Consider the following 15468-nt stretch of genomic DNA (forward strand, 5'->3'; position numbering starts at 1 on the left):
GCACGACCGGGCGCCGACCACTGGCCGCGCCCGTGCTGAAGACGGGTATCGAACGACTGAGCTCCGGGAAGGGCTGATCGCGCTCCATGTCGAGCAAAGATGGATTCGTCCACCTGCACGTCCACACCGAGTACTCCATGCTCGACGGGGCCGCCCGGCTCGGCGACATGTTCGCGCGCACGGCCGAGCTCGGCATGGACGCCATCGCGATGACCGACCACGGCAACGTGTTCGGGGCCTACGACTTCTGGTCCAAGGCGCGCTCGGCGGGGGTCAAGCCCATCATCGGGATGGAGGCCTACTTCACCCCGAACACCTCGCGCTTCGACAAGAAGCGGGTGCGGTGGAACGACGGCGGCAACGACGACGTCTCCGGTTCGGGCGCCTACACCCACATGACGCTCCTCGCCGAGACCACCGCGGGGATGCACAACCTGTTCCGGCTCTCCTCCAGGGCCTCGATGGAGGGGTTCTTCTACCAGCCGCGCGCGGACCGCGAGCTGCTCACCGAGTACGCCGATGGCCTGATCGCCACCACCGGGTGCCCCTCGGGCGAGGTGCAGACCTGGCTGCGGATCGGTGACTACGAGAAGGCCCGCCAGGCCGCCGGGGACTTCCAGGACATCCTGGGCAAGGACAACTACTTCCTCGAGCTGATGGACCACGGTCTCGACATCGAGACCCGGGTCCGTGACGGGCTGCTGCGGCTGAGCAAGGACCTCGCGATCCCGCCGGTCGCCACCAACGACTCCCACTACGTGCACCAGCGCGACGCGCCCTCCCACGAGCACCTGCTCTGCGTCTCCTCGGGCAGCGTGATGAGCGACCCGAAGCGGTTCCGGTTCAACGGCGACGGCTACTACATCAAGTCACCGGCCGAGATGCGCGACCTGTGGGCGGTGCGCAACGGCCTGCCCGAGGCGTGCGACAACACGCTGCTGATCGCTGAGCGCTGCGACGTGGAGTTCACCGAGGGCAACGGCACCTACATGCCCCGGTTCCCGGTCCCCGAGGGCGAGGACGAGAACTCCTGGCTGGTCAAGGAGGTGGAGAAGGGACTCCGGTTCCGCTACCCCCAGGGCATCCCCGACGAGGTCCGCAAGCGTGCCGACTACGAGGTCGGCGTGATCATCGCGATGGGCTTCCCGGGCTACTTCCTCGTCGTCGCCGACTTCATCAACTGGGCCAAGGACAACGGCATCCGGGTGGGGCCGGGCCGCGGCTCCGGCGCGGGGTCGATGGTGGCCTACGCGATGCGGATCACCGACCTCGACCCGATCGTGCACGGCCTGATCTTCGAGCGGTTCCTCAACCCCGACCGCGTCTCCATGCCCGACTTCGACATCGACTTCGACGAGCGTCGCCGCGGCGAGGTGATCCGCTACGTCTCCGACAAGTACGGCGACGACCGGGTCTCGATGATCGTCACCTACGGCACCATCAAGGCCAAGCAGGCGGTCAAGGACTCCTCGCGGATCCTGGGCTACCCCTTCGCGATGGGCGACCGGATCACCAAGGCGATGCCCGCCTCGGTGATGGGCAAGGACGTGCCGCTCAAGGAGATCTTCGACCCGGCCCACAAGCGCTTCGGCGAGGGTGGTGAGTTCCGGGCGCTCTACGAGGGCGACCAGGACGTCAAGACCGTGGTCGACACCGCGATCGGCCTCGAGGGCCTCAAGCGCCAGTGGGGCGTGCACGCCGCAGGCGTGATCATGTCCAGCCAGCCGCTCCTCGACGTGATCCCCGTGATGCGGCGGCCCGCCGACGGCGCCAAGATCACGCAGTTCGACTACCCGACCTGCGAGAAGCTCGGCCTGATCAAGATGGACTTCCTCGGGTTGCGCAACCTGACGGTCCTCGACGACGCCCTGATCAGCATCGAGTCCAACCGCGGCGAGAAGATCGTGCTCGAGGAGCTCGAGCTCACCGACCCGGCGACGTACGCGCTGATGCAGAAGGGCGACACCCTCGGTGTCTTCCAGCTCGACGGCGGCCCGATGCGCGCGCTGCTGCGCAGCATGCAGCCCGACACCTTCGAGGACATCTCCGCGGTCGGCGCGCTCTACCGTCCCGGTCCGATGGGCGCGGACTCGCACAACAAGTACGCCCGCCGCAAGACCGGCCGCGAGCCGGTCGAGCCGCTGCACCCGGAGCTGGCCGAGGCACTCGAGGAGGTGCTGGGCGAGACCTACGGCCTGATCGTCTACCAGGAGCAGGTGATGGCGATCGCCCAGCAGCTGGCGGGCTACACGCTCGGCCAGGCGGACCTGCTGCGCCGGGCGATGGGCAAGAAGAAGAAGGAGGAGCTGGACAAGCAGTTCGCGACCTTCTCCGCAGGCATGACCGAGCGGGGGTTCTCCTTCGCCGCGATCAAGGCGCTGTGGGACACGCTGCTGCCGTTCTCCGACTACGCGTTCAACAAGGCGCACTCCGCGGCGTACGGCCTGGTGTCGTACTGGACCGCGTTCCTCAAGGCCAACTACCCGGCCGAGTACATGTCCGCGCTCCTCACCTCGGTGAAGGACGACAAGGACAAGATGGCGATCTACCTCAACGAGTGCCGCCGGATGAAGATCAAGGTGCTGCCGCCCGACGTGAACGAGTCGGAGGCCAACTTCACCCCGGTCGGCACCGACATCCGCTTCGGCCTGACCGCGATCCGCAACGTCGGCTGGAACGTCGTCGAGCAGATCGTCGAGGCGCGGCGGGAGAAGGGCCGCTACGTCGACTTCAACGACTTCATGGCCAAGGTCCCCGTGCTGGTGTGCAACAAGCGGCTGATCGACTCGCTCGCCCGGGCCGGGGCGTTCGACGACATGAAGCACAAGCGTCGCGCCATCGTGGCGATCCACGAGGAGGCGGTCGACAAGTACATCGACGCGAAGCGCAACGACGAGGGCGGGCAGGGCTCGCTGATGGAGATGCTCGGCGTCGAGGAGGTCGGAGGTGCGAGCACCGAGGTCGTCGTACCCGACCACATGGACGAGTGGGACAAGAGCACCCTGCTCGGCCACGAGCGGGAGATGCTCGGCCTCTACGTCTCCGACCACCCGCTGACCGGGCTCGAGCACGTCCTCTCCGCGGCGGCCGACTGCACCATCGGCCAGCTCGTCACCGACGAGGACCGCCCCGACGGGTCCTTCGCGACCATCTGCGGCCTGATCACCTCGGTGACCCGCAAGATGACCAAGACCGGCAACGCCTGGGCCATCGTGACCGTCGAGGACCTCGAGGGTGCCATCGACGTGCTGCTGTTCCCCAGCGACTACCAGTTGGCAAGCACCCTGCTCGTCGAGGACACCGTGGTCACCGTGCAGGGCCGCCTGGACCGCAGCAAGGACCAGGCCGAGCTCCGCGGCAAGACCGTCTCCGCCCCGGTGATGGACGACCGGGGGAGCGGCGGGCCGGTGGTGATCACGCTGCCCTCCACCCGCTGCACCCCGCCGGTGGTGGAGCAGCTCAAGGAGGTGCTGCACACGCACCCGGGCACGACCGAGGTACGGCTCAAGCTCGTCTCGCGCAGCGGCACCCGGGTGCTCAAGCTCGACGACCGGCTGCGGGTCTTCGCCTCGCCGGCGCTCTACGGAGACCTCAAGCACCTGCTCGGCCCTGGGTGCCTGGGATGACCCGCCCCTCGCCGCCCGACTCGGAGCCGGTGCTCACCTCGGGCCCGGCCGGGAGGCCGTCGACCCGGCGGGGCGTGGCCGCCGACGTGCTGGTGGTGGCGGTGTGGTTCGCGCTCCTCGGCCTCCTCGGTGCGGTCGTGTGGTGGCAGGTGACCCCGTTGCCGACCGTGGTGAAGACCGGGGCGGGAGCGACCCTGGCGCCCGAGGAGCTGGTCAAGCAGGCCGGCATCGACGGGTGGTTCTTCGTGATCGCGGCGGTCGCCGGCGTGGTCAGCGGCGCGGTGCTGCTCGCCTGGCGGCGGCGCGACCCGCTGCTGATGGTGCTGCTGGTCACCCTGGGGGCAGGCCTGGCGTCGTGGCTGATGATCAAGGTGGGCCTCGCCCTGGGCCCGGAACGGGAGCTGTCCGCGCTCAAGGGGCTCTCCGACGGCGCCGAGGTGAGGATGCAGCTCAAGCTGCACGCCCCCGGAGTGGCCTGGACGTGGCCGATCGCCGCGGCGCTGGGTGCCCTGGTCTACCTGTGGGTGCTGCGTCGCCCCGACCGGCCGCAGCCGGCCCCCGAGCAGACAGCCCCCGAGCAGCCCGGCCCTGATCAGAACGAGCCCGAACAGGGCCGGCCCCGGTTGGGGTGACCCCCTCGGTGGGTACGACGGCAGGTATGGACTTCGACCTCGAGCGTTTCGTCACGGCGCAGGACTCCGGCGGCACCTACGAGCAGGCGGTGGCCGAGCTGCGCCGCGGACGCAAGACCAGCCACTGGATGTGGTTCGTCTTCCCGCAGGTGGCCGGCCTGGGGCGCAGTGCCACGGCGCAGCAGTACGCCGTCTCGGGCCTGGCCGAGGCCCGCGCCTACCTGGCCCACCCGCTGCTCGGCCCCCGGCTCCGCGAGGCAGCCGCCGCGCTCCTGGAGTCCGGGGAGACCCGGGCCGAGGACGTGCTCGGGTCCACCGACGCGATGAAGCTGCGCTCCTCGATGACCCTCTTCGACCGCGCGCAGCCCGACGAGCCCGTCTTCACGGGGGTGCTGGAGCGGTTCTTCGACGGCACCCCGGACCCCCGGACCCTCGAGCTCCTCGGCTGAACAGTCCCTTGTGACGCGGGGGTACGACGGCTCAGTGGCGCCCGATGTCGGCCACGGTCGCGTCCAGCAGGGCGACCAGGTCCGCGGGAGCCAGGCCGAGGTCGAGGCCGCGCCTGCCTGCGCTGACGTAGACGGTCGGCCGGTCGAGCGCGGAGCGGTCCACGACGGTGGGCAGCTGCCGGCGCTGGCCGAGGGGGGAGATCCCGCCGACCACGTAGCCGGTCGTCCGCTCCGCGGCGGCGGGGTCGGCCAGGGCGGCCTTCTTGCCGCCGACCGCGGCTGCGAGCGCCTTCAGGTCGAGCTGGCCCGAGACCGGGACCACGGCGACGGTCAGCTGCCCGTCGACCTCGCTCACCAGCGTCTTGAGCACCGCAGTCGGATCCAGCCCCAGCTGCTCGGCGGCCTCCAGGCCGTAGGAGGCGGCCGCGCGGTCGTGGGTGTAGGGGTGCAGCGTGAAGGGCACCCCGGCACGTTCGAGCGCCAGCGTGGCCGGCGTACCGCCGGATCTGGAGGCGGGGGACCGCCGGGCCATCAGTTGGGGGACCACCGGGTCCGGGCGACCTCGGTGGCCGGCAGGGAGGGCAGGGCGCGCATCGCCCGCATCTCCTCGTGCAGGGTGCGCCGGATCATCCCCAGGCGCACCTGGGCGCTGTCGGCCTCCAGCAGCGCCTGCCGCTGCGGCAGGGTGAGCAGGCAGGTGCTCGCGAGCGCGTAGGAGAGGTACGCCGGGTCGGTGGGGAGCTCGCCGGTGAGCACCGGACCGCCGCGCAGGTCCGAGAGCTGGTGCCGGTAGGACTCGAACGCCGAGCGCGCCGCCTCTGCCTCGACGACGGCCTCCGGCTCGTCCTGGTCCGGCATCAGCTCGATCTCGCCCCGCAGGAACGGTCCCGAGCTGTCGGAGTTGAGCACCCGCAGCCGCTGCCGGCCGACGACCTCGATGTCGTAGCGACCGTCGTCGTAGGCCTCGACCTCGGTGAGCTGGACCAGGGTGCCGACCCGGTGGGCCGACTGCATCCCGTGCTCGCCGACCTCGTAGCCCTCGCGGATCGCGAGGATGCCGAAGACCTGGTCGGCGGCGTCCTCGACCTCGATCAGCTCGCGCACCAGCACGCGGTAGCGCTCCTCGAAGATGTGCAGCGGGGTGGCGACACCGGGGAAGACCACCGCGTTGAGGGGGAAGAGCGGGACCATGGGCACGAGGCCAATCTAGGGGCAAGCCCCCGTCGTCGGGGGTTCCCGCCACCGAGGGGTACGTTTTCGGACGTGTCCCACGAACTGACCCCCGAGGAGCTGGCGTTCGTCACCTCCGCCTTCGACCACGCCCGCAACGGTGACCTGGTCGGCCTCACCGAGGTCCTCGATGCGGGCGTGCCGGTCAACCTGACCAACAGCAAGGGGGACACGCTGCTCATCCTCGCGGCCTACCACGTGCAGCCCGACGTCGTGCGTGCGCTGATCGCTCGCGGCGCCGACCACAGCCGGGTCAACGACATGGGGCAGACCGCGCTCGCCGCGGCCGCGTTCCGGCAGAGCGCCGAGATCGTCACCGATCTGCTCGACGCCGGTGCCGACCCCGACCTCGGCCCGAAGTCGGCCGTGGCCATCGCGACCTTCTTCGACCTCCCCGAGATGCTGGGGCTGCTGCGGCGCTGACGCCGCCTCTCCGGAGCGGTGGGGCCACGCCCGGTCCGCCTCCGGGGCCGTGGTCGGAGCCGCCTCGGCTGCCCACCTAGAATGGGCGGCATGATACGCCGGATCGACCTCCGGGACGGCAGCGCCGGCGCTGCTCCCGACTACCGCACCCTGGTGCCGCGCGCCGACTTCGACGTCGAGGCCGCGCAGCACGTGGTGCGCCCGATCTGCGACGGTGTCCGCGACCGGGGCGTGGAGGCGATCCTGGAGTACGCCGCACAGTTCGACGGCGTCACGCAGACCGACATCCGGGTGCCGCGTGAGGCGCTCCGCGAGGCACTGGCCGACCTCGACCCCCAGGTGCGCGCCGGTCTCGAGGAGTCCGTGCGTCGTCTGAGGATCACCTGCCTGGCCGAGCTCGGCACCGAGGTGGTCACCGACCTCGGCCCGGGCGCCCGCGTGATCCAGCGGCTGATCCCGGTCGACCGGGTGGGCCTCTACGTGCCGGGCGGCGTCGCCCCGCTGGTCTCCAGCGTGGTGATGAACGTCGTACCCGCGCAGGTCGCGGAGGTCGGCTCCATCGCGCTGAGCAGCTCGCCGCAGAAGACGTCGTTCAAGAGCTACGGCCCCGGGCTCCCGCACCCGACGATCATGGCGGCCTGCGAGCTCCTCGGCATCGACGAGGTGTACGCCGTCGGCGGCGCCCAGGCGATCGCGATGTTCGCCCACGGCGCCGGCCCGTGCCGCCGCGTCGACCTGGTCACCGGTCCGGGGAACATCTACACCGTCAGCGCCAAGCGGCTGCTCAAGGGCGTCGTGGGGATCGACTCCGAGGCCGGGCCGACCGAGATCGCCATCCTGGCCGACGACACCGCCGACGCGGCGTTCGTGGCCGCCGACCTGCTCAGCCAGGCCGAGCACGACCCGATGGCCGCCTCGGTGCTGGTCACCGACTCGGTCCGGCTCGCCGACGAGGTCGAGGTCGAGCTGGACAAGCAGGTGGCCGCGACCCGCCACACCGACCGCGTGCGCACCGCCCTGTCCGGCGTGCAGTCGGGAATCGTCCTGGTCGACGACGTCACCCAGGGCCTCGAGGTGATCAACGCCTACGCCGCCGAGCACACCGAGATCCACACCGCCGACGCGGAGGCGGTCGCCGCGCGGGTGCGCAACGCGGGCGCCGTCTTCGTGGGCCCGTGGGCGCCGGTGTCGCTGGGCGACTACTGCGCCGGCTCCAACCACGTGCTGCCCACGGCCGGCTGCGCCTGCCACTCCTCGGGTCTCTCGGTGCGCTCGTTCCTGCGGGCGGTGCACGTCGTGGAGTACTCCCGCGACGCGCTCGCCGAGGTCGCGGACCACGTCGTCACCCTCGCCGACGCCGAGGACCTCCCCGGTCACGGAGCCGCGGTCAACGTGCGCTTCGGGCGCCGGTGAGGCCCGCCCCGGACGCAGCGGTCGGAGCGTCCAGCTGGCCGCCCCTGCGTGAGGAGCTCCAGGGCGTGGAGCCGTACGGCGCACCCCAGCTCGACGTGCCGGTGCAGCTCAACGTCAACGAGAACCCCTACGGTCCCTCCCAAGCTGTCGTCGACGACGTCGCCGAGGCAGTGACCCTGGCCGCCGCCACGCTCAACCGCTACCCCGACCGCGAGTTCACCGAGCTGCGCAGCGGGCTGGCGGCGTACCTCAGCGTCGAGGCCGGGACCACGATCGCCCCCTCCCAGGTCTGGGCCGCGAACGGCTCCAACGAGGTGATGTTGCAGATCCTGCAGGCCTTCGGCGGCCCCGGGCGTACGGCGATCTCGTTCGCGCCGACGTACTCGATGTATCCCGAGTACGCCCGCGACGCGATGACCAACTGGGTGGCCGGCCGCCGGCACGAGGACTTCAGCTTCGACCTCGACGAGGCCCGCCGGCTCATCGACGAGCACCAGCCCAGCGTGATCCTGCTGCCGTCCCCGAACAACCCGACCGGGACGGCGCTGCCGCACGAGGTGATCAGCGAGCTCTGCGAGCTGGCCGAGGACCAGCCAGTGCCCGGCGTCGTGGTGATCGACGAGGCCTACGCCGAGTTCCGGCGCGCCGGCACCCCCTCGGCGCTGGAGCTGCTGCCCGAGCACCGCAACCTGATGGTGAGCCGCACGATGAGCAAGGCCTTCGCGCTGGCCGGGGCCCGGCTCGGCTACCTCGCGGCCGCCCCGGAGCTGTGCGACGCGCTCCGGGTGGTGCGGTTGCCCTACCACCTCTCGGCGGTCACCCAGGCGGTGGCGAACGCGGCCCTGCGCCACGCCGACGAGCTGCTCGGAAAGGTCGCGGAGCTGCGCGAGGAGCGCGACCGGACCGTGGAGTGGCTGCTGGCCGAGGGCTACGAGGTCGCGCCGAGCGACGCGAACTTCGTATTGTTCGGTCGGTTCGCGGATCGTGCGGCAGTGTGGCAGCAGCTGCTCGACCGCGGCGTGCTGATCCGGGTGACCGGACCGGAGGGCTGGCTGCGGGTCTCGATCGGCACTCCAGCAGAGATGAAGGCGTTCAAGGACGCCATGAGAGAGGTGACAGCATGACTCCGAGCACGAACCGGATCGCACGCATCGAGCGGGAGACCAAGGAGTCGAAGGTGCTCGTCGAGCTCGACCTCGACGGGTCCGGCCGCACGGACGTCTCCACCGGCGTCGGGTTCTACGACCACATGCTCACCGCCTTCGGGCGTCACGCCCTGTTCGACCTCACCGTCCAGACCGAGGGCGACACCCACATCGACGCGCACCACACCGTCGAGGACACCGCGATCGCGCTCGGCGACGCGCTGCTGCTCGCGCTCGGGCCCAAGTCCGGCATCCGCCGCTTCGGCGACTCGCTGGTGCCGCTCGACGAGGCCCTGGTGCAGTGCGCCGTGGACGTCTCGGGCCGGCCGTACTGCGTGCACCTCGGCGAGCCCGAGGGCCAGCAGTTCGTCACCATCGGCAACGCCTACCTCGGCTCGCTGACCCGGCACGTCTTCGAGACCCTCGCGCACCACGCCCAGATCGCCCTGCACGTGCGGGTGCTGTCGGGCCGCGACCCGCACCACCTCGTCGAGTCGCAGTTCAAGGCGGTCGCCCGCGCCCTGCGCGACGCCGTGGCCTACGACCCCCGCGAGACCGGGGTCCCCTCCACGAAGGGAACGCTCTGAGCACCGACGCCCCCACCCCCGAGGACACCGCAGGCACCGCCCCGAAGGTGGTGGTCCTCGACTACGGCTCCGGCAACCTGCGCTCGGTCGTGCGCGCCCTGGAGCGGGCCGGTGCCGAGGTCACGCTGACCGCGGACCGTGACGCCGCGATGGCCGCCGACGGACTGGTCGTGCCCGGGGTGGGCGCCTTCGCCGCGTGCATGGAGGGGCTGCGTGCCGTCTTCGGCCACGAGATCATCGGGCGCCGCCTAGCCGGCGGGCGCCCGGTCCTCGGCATCTGCGTCGGGATGCAGATCCTCTTCGAGCGCGGGGTCGAGCACGGCGTCGAGACCGCCGGCTGCGACGAGTGGCCCGGCGTCGTGGAGCGGCTGCAGGCGCCCGTCGTACCCCACATGGGGTGGAACACCGTGGAGCCGCCCGCCGGGTCCACGCTGTTCGCCGGGGTCGAGGACGAGCGGTTCTACTTCGTGCACTCCTACGGTGTCCGCGACTGGTCGCTGGTCACGAACGGCCGCACCCGGGCGCCGCTGGTCACCTGGGCCTCCCACGGAGGCGACCGGTTCGTGGCCGCGGTCGAGAACGGTCCGCTCACCGCGACCCAGTTCCACCCCGAGAAGTCCGGCGACGCCGGTGCGCGTCTGCTGGCGAACTGGGTGCGGAGCCTGCGCCGCCCCGGCACGTCCTGATGCCCGCACGATGAGCCCCCGATGAGCCCGCGATGAGCAAGGAACGCGCCCGGCGACGCGAGGCCCGGGAGAAGGAGGCCGCGATCGTGACCGCCGCGCGCGCCTCCGAGGCCGAGCGCCGTGAGCGCCGTGCCGCTCGTCGGCGCGCCTTCGGGTCGTGGCTGCCCCGGCGTCGTTCGCGTCCGACCGGGATCCTGGCCGCCCGCCGTCGCCGGGAGACCGGTGCCACGCTTGCCCTCCTGCTCGTCGTGAACGTGGTCGTCTGGGTGCTCTTCCCCGGCTGGCCCGCACGGGCGATGGCCCTGATCGTGAGCCTGCTCGCTGCCCCTGTCCTGCACACCATGCTGTTCCGCCGACGTTGAGAACCGGAGACCATCCAATGACCGCCGCCCCCATCCCCACCGGCCAGGGAACCCACCTCGAGCTGCTCCCAGCCGTCGACATCGCCGGCGGGAACGCCGTACAGCTCGTCCAGGGGGTCGCCGGCTCCGAGAAGCGGTTCGGCGACCCCGTCGAGGCCGCCCTGCGCTGGCAGGACGCCGGGGCGGAGTGGATCCACCTCGTCGACCTCGACGCCGCCTTCGGCCGGGGCCACAACCGTGAGCTCCTCGCCAGGATCGTCGGCACCCTGGACATCGACGTGGAGATGAGCGGCGGGATCCGCGACGACGACTCCCTCGAGGCCGCCATGACCGCGGGCTGCCGCCGCGTGAACATCGGCACCGCCGCGCTGGAGTCGCCCGACTGGTGCGCGCGCGTCATCGAGAAGTACGGCGACCGGATCGCGATCGGGCTCGACGTGCGCGGGGAGACGCTCGCCGCCCGGGGCTGGACCCGTGAGGGCGGCAACCTGTACGAGGTGCTCGAGCGCCTCGACGAGCAGGGCTGTGCGCGCTACGTGGTCACCGACGTGAACAAGGACGGGATGCTCCAGGGCCCGAACCTCGAGCTGCTGCGCAGCGTGTGTGCCCGCACCGACCGTCCCGTGGTCGCCTCCGGTGGCATCACCGAGCTGGCCGACCTCGAGGCCCTGATGGCCCTGGTCACGCCGGCGGACCAGCCCGGCGGCGTGGAGGGAGCGATCATCGGCACCGCGCTCTACGAGGGCCGGTTCACCCTGACCGAGGCGCTCGACCTCACCCGGGGCACGACGGGGTCCGGACAGGCATGAGCCTCGCCGTACGCGTGATCCCGTGCCTGGACGTCGACGGCGGACGGGTGGTCAAGGGGATCAACTTCCAGAACCTCCGCGATGCCGGCGACCCGGTCGAGCTCGCCAAGGTGTACGACGCCGAGGGGGCCGACGAGCTCACGTTCCTCGACATCTCGGCCTCCCACGAAGGTCGCGCGACCACGATGGAGATCGTCTCGCGCACGGCCGAGCAGGTGTTCATCCCGCTGACCGTCGGCGGGGGAGTCGGGTCGGTCGAGGACGTCGACCGACTGCTGCGAGCAGGTGCGGACAAGATCGCCGTGAACACCGCGGCGATCCGGCGACCCGAGCTGGTCGCCGAGATCGCCGACCGGTTCGGCAACCAGGTGCTGGTGCTCTCGGTGGACGCGCGACGGGTCCCCGCGGGGTCGCCGGACGCCACCGACTCGGGGTTCGAGGTGACCACCCACGGCGGGCGGAAGTCGGCCGGTCTCGACGCGATCGAGTGGGCTGCCCGGGCGGCCGAGCTGGGCGCGGGCGAGATCCTGCTCAACTCGATGGACGCCGACGGCACCCGCGACGGCTTCGACCTCGAGCTGCTCCGCCTGATCCGCAGGGAGGTGTCGATCCCCGTGATCGCCAGCGGGGGAGCGGGTTCCCTCGAGCACTTCCCCCCGGCGGTGGACGCGGGCGCGGACGCCGTGCTGGCGGCGACGGTGTTCCACTTCGGCACCCTGCGGATCGCCGAGGTCAAGCAGACCCTGGAACGGGCCGGGCACCCGGTCCGCTGACCCGACGCAGGGGCCGCTCAGCGGTCGGTCTTGGCCCAGCAGATGCTGCGCCGGTTCCCGGCCTTCCACTCCGCCTCGTGGAACCGGGTGTAGCCGAAGTCGTACTCGACCGGGTAGTTCATCCAGGCGCCGACCGAGTCGGAGCAGAAGTCGCGCGAGCGCACCTCGGCCAGCCGGTCGCCGGGGTAGGGGTCCTGGGGCTGACCCAGCTTGATCGTGGTGACCGCGCGCCAGTTGTGCTTCTCGCTGCAGCTGACCTTCTTCGAGCCCGCCAGCGTGTCCCCGAGTGCGCAGCGGAGCCACTGCTCGGGGGGCTTCGCGCGGAACAGCCCCTTGGCCGTGGTGGGCAGGGCGGCGTACTTCTCGGCGTCGGCCGGGCCGCCGACCAGGTCGCAGCGGTACCAGCGGGCGCCCTTGTCCCAGCCGCGTTCGGAGGGCCGGAACCAGGCCCAGCTCAGCTGGATCCTCATCGCGAGACTCTCGTCGACGCCGAGGAAGCGCTCGAAGGCACGCTCACACGTGGGGTAGATCCAGGTGCCGTGCCCCGGTGCGTCGTACGCCTTGCCGGTCGACCCCGGCAGCGTGCCGACGGCGAAGGTCTGGGAGGTGTGCGGCTCGGTGCACGGGACCTCCTCCGAGGTGTTGCTCGGCTTCTCGGTGTCGGTGGGGGTGAGCACGTAGCAGGCCCCGAGCTTGGGGGTCGTGGTCCGGTCCGCGACCGTCTGGGGCCGCAACGGTGCCGAGCAGGCGGCGAGCGAGCCCGCGAGGAGCAGCGCCAGCAGTCCGGCGGCGACGCGGGTCCACGCGGTACGGCCAGGCACGTGCGGTTCCTCCAGGCTTCCGGGTCCTCGGCCAGCACGTGACGAGAGTCACGGGGCGAGCAGTGCCGCGATGGTACCGCCCAGCTCGTACGCCGAGGCGGTGTCCGCGCCGGTCGTCTCACCCATCACCTCGAGCACGTCGTACCCGCGCCGCCAGCCCAGTGCCCCGGTGATCGAGAGCACCGAGCGCACCGCGCCCGTGGTGTCGTAGCGGCCGTGCACGTAGAGCCCGAACGGCCGCCCGGCCGTCGTCCCGCTCGACTCCTGGGCCGACTCCTGCCCGCTGCCGTCCTCGGAGAGGGCGCCACCGATCTGCAGGAAGGTCGAGTCGAAGACGTGCTTGAGCGCGCCGGACATGTAGCCGAAGTTCGCGGGCGTGCCGAGCAGGTAGCCGTCGGCCTCGAGGAGGTCCCGGGCACCCGCGGCGCCGCGGGCGAAGTCCAGCGCCTCGGTGACCACCACCTCCACGCCCTCGATCGCGTCGTCGTGGGCGCCGGCGACCACGGCCTCGGTGAGCGAGCGCAGTGACGCGGTGGGGGAGTGGTGGACGACCAGCAGGCGGCTCATGGGCCCGAGTCTCCCAAGTGCCGGGCCGGCAGCGGGGGCGCGGGGCCGCTGCTAGGGTGGTCAGGTCATGACGCGCCTTCCAGCACTCCTCAGCCCACTCGGCGGCCTTCTTCGGTGCCGCCGCGAGGTCAGCCCGCACATCTAGCGGAGCCGGACCCCTCGCGGCGGAGCGTGTGTGTCCCCGGCGCCCGTCACTTCAGCAAGCGAGAAGACCCATGACCCTGCAGAAATCCGGATTCGTCAACACCCAGCGTGCCAGCGGCATGCCCGTCGAGCGGTACCGGCCGTTCCCCCCGATCGACCTGCCCGACCGGACCTGGCCCTCGGCCCAGATCACCCAGGCGCCCCGGTGGCTCTCCACCGACCTGCGCGACGGCAACCAGGCCCTGATCGACCCGATGTCCCCTGAGCGCAAGCACAAGATGTTCGACCTCCTGGTCAAGATGGGCTACAAGGAGATCGAGGTCGGCTTCCCCTCGGCCAGCGAGACCGACTTCGCCTTCGTGCGCCAGCTGATCGAGCGCGACAAGGTCCCCGAGGACGTCACCATCTCGGTGCTGACCCAGGCCCGCGAGGACCTGATCGAGCGCACCACCGAGTCCCTGGTGGGTGTGCACCACGCCAACATCCACCTCTACAACGCCCTGGCGCCGATGTTCCGGCGCGTGGTCTTCCGCGCCAGCACCGACGAGGTCAAGGACATCGCGGTGCGCGGCACCGAGCTGTTCATGAAGTACGCCGAGCAGAACCTGTCCAAGACCGTGATCGGCTACGAGTACTCCCCGGAGATCTTCACCAGCACCGAGCTGCCGTTCTCCCTCGAGGTGTGCGAGGCCGTCTCCGACGTGTGGCAGCCCGAGGACGGTCGCGAGATCATCCTGAACCTGCCGGCCACGATCGAGGTCGCGACCCCGAATGTCTACGCCGACCAGATCGAGTGGTTCTCCCGGCAGCTGACCCGCCGCGAGCACACGACGATCAGCCTGCACCCGCACAACGACCGCGGCACCGCGGTCGCGGCGACCGAGCTGGCCATGATGGCGGGGGCGGACCGCGTCGAGGGCTGCCTGTTCGGCCACGGCGAGCGCACCGGCAACGTGTGCCTGGTGACCCTGGGGATGAACCTGTTCAGCCAGGGCATCGAGCCCCAGATCGACTTCTCCGACATCGACGAGATCCGTCGCACGGTGGAGTACTGCACCCAGCTGCCGGTCCACCCGCGCCACCCCTACGCGGGCGACCTCGTCTACACCGCCTTCTCCGGCTCCCACCAGGACGCCATCAAGAAGGGCCTCGAGGCGCTGGAGAAGGAGGCCGAGGAGGCCGGCCACCCCGTGGGCGAGCACCCCTGGGAGGCGCCGTACCTGCCGATCGACCCCAAGGACGTCGGCCGCAGCTACGAGGCCGTGATCCGGGTGAACAGCCAGTCGGGCAAGGGCGGTGTCGCCTACGTGATGAAGTCCGAGCACAAGCTCGACCTGCCGCGGCGCCTGCAGATCGAGTTCAGCCGCGTCGTGCAGGAGCAGACGGACGGCGAGGGCGGCGAGATGACCTCGGCCGCGATCTGGGACGCGTTCCGCAGCGAGTACCTCGACCGGGAGACGCCCCTGAAGCTGAACTCGGTGCACACTTCCTCGGCCGCCGGTGAGAAGGACCAGCTCGACGTCAACGTCTACGTCGACGGCCAGATCCGAGAGCTGCACGGGTCGGGCAACGGGCCGATCGCGGCGTTCGTGGACGCGATCAACGGGCTGCCCGACAACTTCGACGTGCGGGTGCTCGACTACGCCGAGCACGCGCTGTCCTCGGGGGGCGACGCCCTCGCGGCGGCGTACGTCGAGTGCGCCGTCGGCGACCAGCTGCTCTGGGGTGTCGGGGTGGACGCGAACATCGTCACCGCCTCGCTGAAGGCCGTGATCTCCGCGGTCAACCGCAGGTAGCCGAC

The 15468-nt window shown here is 71.1% G+C and carries 16 protein-coding genes; 12 read left to right on the plus strand and 4 right to left on the minus strand.

Going from position 1 to position 15468, the window contains the following annotated elements; all coding sequences use genetic code 11:
• The first annotated feature begins 86 nt into the window (after positions 1–86).
• From dnaE to AC4BGC_RS04805, 3 genes are read left to right on the plus strand one after another with little or no spacing between them, the layout of a single operon-like run.
• Positions 87–3626, plus strand: a complete 3540-nt coding sequence (dnaE, locus tag AC4BGC_RS04795) for a DNA polymerase III subunit alpha (protein WP_490554599.1) — start codon at positions 87–89, stop codon at positions 3624–3626.
• On the plus strand, positions 3623–4258 hold the full coding sequence (locus tag AC4BGC_RS04800) for a hypothetical protein (protein WP_490554601.1): 636 nt from the start codon (positions 3623–3625) through the stop codon (positions 4256–4258). Before dnaE ends, AC4BGC_RS04800 begins: the two co-directional genes overlap by 4 nt.
• A 26-nt stretch (positions 4259–4284) precedes the next feature.
• Positions 4285–4707, plus strand: coding sequence for a DUF1810 domain-containing protein (locus AC4BGC_RS04805; RefSeq protein WP_490554604.1), 423 nt, complete (start codon positions 4285–4287; stop codon positions 4705–4707).
• Between the two features lie 31 nt (positions 4708–4738).
• On the opposite strand, the gene ybaK is transcribed toward AC4BGC_RS04805, so the two are convergent.
• Complete coding sequence (gene ybaK, locus AC4BGC_RS04810) at positions 4739–5239, minus strand: Cys-tRNA(Pro) deacylase (RefSeq protein ID WP_490555714.1); 501 nt, start codon at positions 5237–5239, stop codon at positions 4739–4741.
• Entirely contained in the window at positions 5239–5898 is a 660-nt protein-coding gene (locus AC4BGC_RS04815; protein ID WP_490546789.1) for an LON peptidase substrate-binding domain-containing protein, read from the minus strand. The genes ybaK and AC4BGC_RS04815 overlap by 1 nt, the downstream gene beginning before the upstream one ends.
• Before the next feature lie 72 nt (positions 5899–5970).
• Here AC4BGC_RS04815 and AC4BGC_RS04820 point away from each other — a divergent pair, with 72 nt between their 5' ends.
• The 8 genes from AC4BGC_RS04820 (at position 5971) to hisF (ending at position 12135) form a co-directional block, all read left to right on the plus strand.
• The gene (locus AC4BGC_RS04820) at positions 5971–6360 is read left to right on the plus strand and encodes an ankyrin repeat domain-containing protein (RefSeq protein ID WP_490545657.1); all 390 of its coding nucleotides are present in this window, start codon (positions 5971–5973) and stop codon (positions 6358–6360) included.
• A gap of 90 nt (positions 6361–6450) precedes the next feature.
• Positions 6451–7773 carry a histidinol dehydrogenase gene (gene hisD, locus AC4BGC_RS04825; protein ID WP_490554607.1) on the plus strand — a complete coding sequence of 441 codons (1323 nt, stop codon included), beginning with the start codon at positions 6451–6453 and terminating at the stop codon, positions 7771–7773.
• Positions 7770–8897, plus strand: a complete 1128-nt coding sequence (locus AC4BGC_RS04830; protein ID WP_490554608.1) for a histidinol-phosphate transaminase — start codon at positions 7770–7772, stop codon at positions 8895–8897. Before hisD ends, AC4BGC_RS04830 begins: the two co-directional genes overlap by 4 nt.
• A complete protein-coding gene (gene hisB / locus AC4BGC_RS04835) occupies positions 8894–9505 on the plus strand; it encodes an imidazoleglycerol-phosphate dehydratase HisB (RefSeq protein ID WP_490545652.1) in 612 nt (203 codons plus the stop codon). Before AC4BGC_RS04830 ends, hisB begins: the two co-directional genes overlap by 4 nt.
• Positions 9506–9552: 47 nt before the next feature.
• On the plus strand, positions 9553–10191 hold the full coding sequence (gene hisH / locus AC4BGC_RS04840; RefSeq protein WP_490554609.1) for an imidazole glycerol phosphate synthase subunit HisH: 639 nt from the start codon (positions 9553–9555) through the stop codon (positions 10189–10191).
• Between the two features lie 32 nt (positions 10192–10223).
• The gene (locus AC4BGC_RS04845; protein ID WP_490554610.1) at positions 10224–10553 is read left to right on the plus strand and encodes a hypothetical protein; all 330 of its coding nucleotides are present in this window, start codon (positions 10224–10226) and stop codon (positions 10551–10553) included.
• A 17-nt stretch (positions 10554–10570) separates the two neighbouring features.
• Positions 10571–11362, plus strand: coding sequence for a bifunctional 1-(5-phosphoribosyl)-5-((5-phosphoribosylamino)methylideneamino)imidazole-4-carboxamide isomerase/phosphoribosylanthranilate isomerase PriA (gene priA, locus AC4BGC_RS04850; RefSeq protein WP_490545647.1), 792 nt, complete (start codon positions 10571–10573; stop codon positions 11360–11362).
• Positions 11359–12135 carry an imidazole glycerol phosphate synthase subunit HisF gene (gene hisF, locus AC4BGC_RS04855; protein ID WP_490554611.1) on the plus strand — a complete coding sequence of 259 codons (777 nt, stop codon included), beginning with the start codon at positions 11359–11361 and terminating at the stop codon, positions 12133–12135. The genes priA and hisF overlap by 4 nt, the downstream gene beginning before the upstream one ends.
• 17 nt (positions 12136–12152) lie before the next feature.
• Here the strand turns inward: hisF and AC4BGC_RS04860 are convergent, their stop codons facing one another.
• Positions 12153–12956 (minus strand): septum formation family protein, encoded by an 804-nt coding sequence (locus AC4BGC_RS04860; protein WP_490554612.1) that lies wholly within the window; start codon positions 12954–12956, stop codon positions 12153–12155.
• Between the two features lie 48 nt (positions 12957–13004).
• On the minus strand, positions 13005–13523 hold the full coding sequence (locus AC4BGC_RS04865) for a flavodoxin family protein (protein WP_490554613.1): 519 nt from the start codon (positions 13521–13523) through the stop codon (positions 13005–13007).
• Between the two features lie 215 nt (positions 13524–13738).
• Between AC4BGC_RS04865 and leuA the strand changes: the two genes are divergently transcribed.
• A complete protein-coding gene (gene leuA, locus AC4BGC_RS04870; RefSeq protein ID WP_490554614.1) occupies positions 13739–15463 on the plus strand; it encodes a 2-isopropylmalate synthase in 1725 nt (574 codons plus the stop codon).
• The last annotated feature ends 5 nt before the right edge of the window (positions 15464–15468 follow it).

The sequence above is a fragment of the Nocardioides sp. Z38_18 genome (assembly GCF_058215695.1).